The 6,856-nt window shown below is 46.5% G+C and carries 5 protein-coding genes; all 5 read left to right on the forward strand.

Annotated elements, in window-relative coordinates:
• The coding region (locus ACLR2L_RS17550; RefSeq protein ID WP_413369968.1) for a M56 family metallopeptidase at positions 1-675 on the forward strand (675 nt) is incomplete at its 5' end.
• Between the two features lie 37 nt (positions 676-712).
• The gene (locus ACLR2L_RS17555) at positions 713-2,083 is read left to right on the forward strand and encodes a TolC family protein (protein ID WP_413369970.1); all 1,371 of its coding nucleotides are present in this window, start codon (positions 713-715) and stop codon (positions 2,081-2,083) included.
• Positions 2,080-3,312 carry an efflux RND transporter periplasmic adaptor subunit gene (locus tag ACLR2L_RS17560; protein WP_413369972.1) on the forward strand — a complete coding sequence of 411 codons (1,233 nt, stop codon included), beginning with the start codon at positions 2,080-2,082 and terminating at the stop codon, positions 3,310-3,312. The genes ACLR2L_RS17555 and ACLR2L_RS17560 overlap by 4 nt, the downstream gene beginning before the upstream one ends.
• 25 nt (positions 3,313-3,337) lie before the next feature.
• The gene (locus tag ACLR2L_RS17565; RefSeq protein ID WP_413369974.1) at positions 3,338-6,457 is read left to right on the forward strand and encodes an efflux RND transporter permease subunit; all 3,120 of its coding nucleotides are present in this window, start codon (positions 3,338-3,340) and stop codon (positions 6,455-6,457) included.
• A 59-nt stretch (positions 6,458-6,516) separates the two neighbouring features.
• Positions 6,517-6,856: HupE/UreJ family protein (locus ACLR2L_RS17570; protein WP_413369976.1), on the forward strand; the 340-nt coding region annotated here is incomplete at its 3' end.

A 6,856-nucleotide genomic window follows, 5' to 3' on the forward strand; every position in this document is an offset into this window, starting at 1 on the left:
CACGGCGCGTCGATAGCTGTATTTTGCATTATTTTTTTCAGTGTATGTTTAACGAAGCTAGCCAAAGCCATCAATGCCAATAAGCAACTTAATCAGCTCGATTTCTTTATTCAGAACGCTAATTCTAAGCAGGGCCTGACGGTTATCGATTCAGAAGAGTCACGTGCGTTCACCTTGGGATTTTTTAGTCCCAGGTCATACATTACAAGTGGGCTTAGCAAGCAGTTAACTTCACAAGAAGTAACAGTGGTTCGCGAGCATGAGCTAGAACATGCGAGAAAACATGACCCACTGAGGAAATATATCTTTTCACTATTCTCAGCTTTTTTCCCGACGTTTATTGCACAACAACTGAATAGTGATTTTTCGCTCGCTTTAGAGCAAGTCGCGGATCAGTCTGTATTGTCCGCAGTAAATGATGAAACAGTGATAGCAAAAACCCTACTCAAAGTATCCAAGTTAAGCCATCACAGTATCGGTACAAAAATGGCAGCCTCAAATTGTCATTTTTCTACCCATCCGTTGACTTTACGTATTGAGTATCTCCTAAACGATAACAAAGGTCAGTCATTTCCGACCTTATTATTTTTATTGTTTTCGGTAACGGCAACCTTACTCAGTACTTTGTCTGTAGATCTATTTCATCACGCGCTTGAACGGCTATTTATCCACTAAATTACCCATTTTATGTTTACGCTTTTAAGGAGCGCTAATGCGATTGTTTATTCCCTTTATTGCAAACGAAAAACCGACCTGCAATCGGTTTTTTGGTCATTTATTTAAGCTTGCTGGTCTCTTTACCGCTTCAATTTATCTCTGTATGTCTATCTCTGTTACAGCAGCTGAAACACCCCGTAACGAATTGACGCTCCGGCAGACGGTAGAGCTTAGTTTGCAAAGCCACCCCGCGCTTGCGTCTTATCAATACCGCCTAAAGAGTGCCGATGCGCAGGCCCAACAAGCCGCTATTGGTGAAAAGCCGGAAATCAATCTGATGCTTGAAGATGCGCTCGGTACCGGCGAAAACACGGGTCTCGACAATGCGCAATCAACGCTTAGTATCAGTTGGGTTTTGCAGGGTGGGCTGCTTGATCAGCGCGTCAAGTCTGCCCAGTCCAAGGCTAACGTAATTGAAATTGAACGTGACATTCAACGTTACGATGTTGCAGCGCAAACGGCACACGCGTTTTTAACGGTATTGGCCTATCAAGAAAGATTAGTTGTGGCTAAAAATGCACAGCAACACGCCGTTCAAATACTTAGAGAAATACAAAAACGGGTGGATGCTGGGCGTTCCCCGTCTGCTGATAAGTTACAAGCTGAGGTTAATTTGGAGCGACGTGAACTTGAGGTAGAAGATATTCAGCACGAATTAAAATCGGCTAAAAAGGTACTGGCATCGCAATGGGGAAGCGCTAATGTTGAGTTTACTCGGGTTAACGGCGCTCTAATACTAAGCGAACAAGTCATTAACTATGACACCCTGGAAAACGAAATAAAGAATAACCCTCAAGTGCGATATTTTTTAACGCAACAGCGGGTTATCGACTCTGAAATCACGTTATCGCGTGAAGAGGTAAAAAATCGGTGGCGATTTAATACGGGGGTTAGGCGCTACGAAGCAACGGAAGATTACGGTTTAACATTTGGCGTATCACTGCCACTGGGTAAATCCACCCGTAACAAACATCAAATTTCGGCACTTAGCGCCGAGCAGGCACGTTACATGGCTGACGCTCGCGCTAAAGAGATACAACTTTCTACTCAGCTGTTTGTACTTTACCAAGAGCTTCAACACAGCTATCACCTCAACACTGCACTCACAGAAAAAATATTGCCGCGCCTAGAGCGAGCGCTTGTTGAAACACAAAAAGCGTATTCACTCGGCAAATACAGCTACAGACAGTGGTATGCCCTACAAAACGAAGTCTTGGATACGAGAATGGAATTGATCGATGTACGTTTAAAAGCGCACAACAATTTGACGGAAATTGAGCGTCTGACGGGGCTGAATTTAATGGAGCTGAACTTAATGGGAACGTCATCTGCAAAAGAATTTGAAAACAACGGGGATAACCAATGATTAACTTTCTTCTACGCCCTTTAATGGTAGGGCTTATTGCTTTTGCTTTTCTTGGGTATGCCGCTTTCAGTTTTGCCAGTGAAGCAGACCATCATGAAGAAGAACCTGAAAAAGGCGAGCACCGCGGTCGCTTATTAAAAGATGGCGATTTTGTACTGGAGCTCGCTATTGTTGAAGCCGGTGTGCCGCCTGAATTTCGTGTCTGGATTATGAATGATGGTAAACCCGTTAAACCAGAGGATGTATCGCTGGTAGTGACCCTAACTCGCTTAGGCAATGTGATTGATACGATCAACTTCAAGCCACAAGCCGATTTTTTACGCGGCGATATGGAAATTTATGAACCTCACTCGTTTGTGGTAACAATTAAAGCCGACCACCAAGGCAAGAAGCATCAATGGCAATACGATAACTTTGAAGGTCGAACACGTATTGAATCCGCCGTGGCCGAGGCGATGGATATTCAAACCGAACTAGCCGGTGAAGCCACGCTGGTGGAAACCATCGAATCGTTCGGCAAGATAGTCCCGCAACCTGATGCCGAGCGCAAAATTAGCGCGCGCTTTGAGGGTGAAATCACAACAGTACATGCGCGCTTAGGACAAACGGTAAAGGCTGGAGATAAGCTCATTACCATCAACAGCAATGAGAGCTTAAAAAGTTTCACCATTAGCTCACCGATTAATGGCGTCGTCACTAGCAAAGCTGCTAATCCTGGTGAGCAAAGTGGCGGCCGAATCTTGATGTCGATTGTTGACACCTCAAAACTTACGGCAGAGCTATCGGTATTCTCAGTTGATCGAAAACGCGTTGCTGTGGGCGCCGAAGTCACCCTGCATGTGAATGGACAAGAGGCTGCATTGACCGGGCGTGTGAACGCAATTGATGCGCAGCTAAACGCAAATCAAGCTAGTACCGTGCGTGTAGAAATTAATAACGCAGATAGTACGCTATCAGCGGGTCAATTTATTACTGGTGACATTGAAGTATCACGTTATGCCGTACCAATTGCCGTGAAACGGGTTGGCTTACAGGCCTTCAGAGACTTTACCGTGGTGTATGCAAAAGTGGGCGACGAATATGAGGTGCGGATGTTGGAGCTTGGGCGTGAAGCCGGAGAATGGGTGGAGGTATTGGGGGGATTAAATCCCGGTACCGAATACGTGACAGATAACAGTTTTATTATCAAAGCCGATATTGAAAAATCCGGCGCTTCTCACGACCACTAAAGGTTACCCGTTTTAAGGAAATAACATGCTTGAATATTTGATTCAATTTGCTATCCAGCGTCGGGCCTTAATTATGGTGGCCGTGCTGGCCATCAGTGGTTTGGGTATTTGGAATTTTACCAAATTGCCCATCGATGCTGTTCCCGATATCACCAACGTACAGGTGATGATCAACACTGAGGCTCCCGGCTATACACCACAAGAGATTGAGCAGCGGGTGACGTTTCCCATTGAAACCGCAATGGCGGGGTTGCCCAACTTACAATACACACGCTCGGTTTCTCGTTATGGGCTTTCACAAGTCACCATTATTTTTAGTGATGACACCGACATATACTTTGCCCGCCAGTTGGTGAATGAGCGCCTATCCAGCGCACGATCCAATCTTCCTCGCTTGCTCGAACCGGAATTAGGCCCTATAGCCACGGGCTTGGGTGAAATCTTTATGTTTACGGTGGACGCCGAACCTGGCGCACTCAATAAGGACGGCTCACTGGTAACGCCCACCGATTTGCGTTCTGTGCACGACTGGATTATTCGACCGCAACTGCTTCGAGTACCCGGTGTGGTCGAAGTGAATCCTATTGGCGGTTACAAACGAGAAATCCTGGTGGCGTTTGAACCTGAAAAGCTACTGGCATTCGAACTCACTCAGCAAGATGTGATTCAGGCGATTCAAAATAATAACCAAAATCGCGGTGTTGGTTTTGTTGAACACAACGGCGCGCAATGGATGCTGCGCGTTCCTGGGCAAAAAGAAACGCTCAATGACATCGGAAACATTGTAATCCGTAGCGACCAAGGTGTACCGCTGCGCATTAAAGATATTGCCAATATTGAAGAGGGAAAAGAATTACGCAGCGGCGCGGCTACCCAAAACGGTCGCGAAGTAGTGATGAGCACCGTATTTATGTTGGTCGGTGAGAACAGTCGCACCGTGGCCAAAGCCGTCGCAGAAAAACTGGATGAAATTAAACAAGGCTTGCCCGAAGGAGTTACTGCAACGGCCGTTTACGACCGAACCACGCTGGTCGATAAAACCTTAAAAACCGTGCAAACGAATTTACTCGAAGGCGCTTTACTCGTCATTGTCATCTTGTTCTTTTTACTGGGCAATGTGCGCGCTGCTTTGCTGACCGCCGCAGTCATTCCGATCGCTATGTTAATGACGGTAACAGGCATGGTACATGCCGGTGTCAGTGCCAATTTAATGAGTCTGGGAGCGCTGGATTTTGGTTTGCTCGTGGATGGGGCCATTATCATTGTCGAAAATTGTTTGCGACGCCTCAGCCATGCTTCTTCTCCTGGCAAAACTTTGGACACTAAAGAACGCTTTGACATTGTTTTTCACGCAACACGTGAAGTGATTCGTCCTGCGTTATTCGGGGTATTTATTATCACGGCCGTTTACTTGCCCATTTTTGCGCTGACAGGTGTGGAAGGAAAAATGTTCCACCCTATGGCCTTGACCGTCGTGATCGCATTACTCTGCTCGATTGTATTGTCGATTACCTTTGTTCCTGCCTGCGTTGCATTAATGTTCAAAAAACCTGTGACAGAAAAAGACAGCGCGATTATTAAAGTGTCGCGTTCTGTTTACGAGCCGCTACTCAACATTGCGTTAAAGGCGCGCTGGATGGTAGTGGCGACCGCACTTGTATTGGTGGTGGGCTCGGCTTGGCTGGCTACGCGCTTGGGTAGTGAGTTTGTGCCCAACTTGGATGAAGGCGATATTGCGATGCACGCGCTGCGCATTCCTGGAACCTCATTGAGTCAGGCCGTAGACCTGCAAAAAACCCTTGAAGCAAAAATAAAAGATATGCCGGAAGTTGAACGCATCTTTGCCAAGGTGGGTACCGCCGATGTAGCAACGGACGCAGTGCCTCCTAGCGTGGCCGATAACTTCATTATTTTAAAACCTCGTAATGAATGGCCAGATCCAAATAAAACCAAAGCTCAAGTAGTGGACGATTTAGCCGCATTGGTTGAACCGATTCCCGGCAACCGCTATGAGTTTTTACAGCCCATTCAGATGCGATTTAATGAGTTACTCTCGGGCGTTCGTGCAGAATTGGCCATTAAAATATTTGGGGATGATTTCGAGCAATTAGACGAGCTGGGGAACGATATTCAACAAGCCATTGCCAGTGTGGAAGGCATTGCCGATGTACAAATGGAGAAAACCACCGGCCTCCCGATTATGACCTTGCAACCCAAAATCGATGTGCTTGCGCAGTATGGCTTAGCCGTGAGTGAATTGCAGGACCAGCTGGCCATTGCCTTGGGTGGTGAAGTCGCTGGCCAGTTTTATCAGGGCGACCGGCGCACGGATATTGTGGTGCGTTTGCCAGAAACGCGTCGAACGGATATGGATCGCTTAAAGTATCTACCCATCCAGCTATCTAACGACAGCGCTGTTCCCTTGCAGGAATTAGCAACGATGGAACTGGTGGACGGCTTTAACCAAATCAACCGCGAAAACGGCAAGCGCCGTGTATTTGTGACCGCCAATGTACGTGGACGTGATTTAGGCTCTTTTGTTTCCGACATTCAATCCAAAATTAAAGACTCCGTAGATATTCCAGCAGGCTATTGGGTCGAGTACGGTGGCACCTACCAAAAGCTGCAATCGGCTTCAAAGCGTTTAACTCTGGTGGTGCCGATTACGCTAATCATGATTGTAGGCTTGCTGTTTCTCGCTCTGGGATCATTCAAAGATGCCCTCATTATTTTCACAGGCGTGCCTCTTGCACTTACCGGAGGCGTTCTGTTTTTGGTGCTGCGTGATATCCCGTTTTCCATTTCCGCAGCGGTTGGCTTTATCGCCTTGTCGGGCATTGCTATTTTAAATGGCTTGGTGATGGTGTCGTTTATTCGTGAGTTAATTCAGGATGGATTAAGTGTTGAAAAAGCCATTGTTGAAGGTGCGCTGACGCGGTTACGCCCAGTATTAACAACGGCACTGGTAGCGTCCTTAGGTTTTGTGCCCATGGCCTTAAATACCGGCATAGGGTCAGAAGTGCAGCGCCCACTTGCCACGGTGGTTATTGGCGGGATTATTTCATCAACGTTGTTAACGCTGTTTGTCTTGCCTGTGCTTTATCGCTTGGTACATCGAGATAAGTCACGACTCAACCACGCCTAGATGGCCAAAGACATCTTTAAAGTAACAGTAACGTTTATATAACATTATTTGAGGACATTATGATTAGATCAATAACGATGGGGTTGCTGTGTTTCATCAGTGCTAACGCTATGTCGCACGGCATGTCAGCTGAAGACCAAGCCAGAATATTGAATGCTGGGTACTTAGAATATATGCATCTGGGCGCGACGCATATGTTATCTGGCTACGACCACTTGCTGTTCCTGTTTGGCGTGATGTTTTTCCTAACCCGCTTTCGCGATATTTTGAAATTCATTACGGCGTTTACCGTTGGTCATTCAATCACACTGGTATTTGCAACGCTTTGGGGGATAACCGCAAATTACTATTTGATTGATGCCGTTATCGCTTTAACCGTGTGTTACAAAGCGTTTGATA

The organism is Alteromonas sp. AMM-1, from assembly GCF_047290655.1.
GTDB classification, from domain to species: Bacteria; Pseudomonadota; Gammaproteobacteria; order Enterobacterales; family Alteromonadaceae; genus Alteromonas; species Alteromonas mangrovi.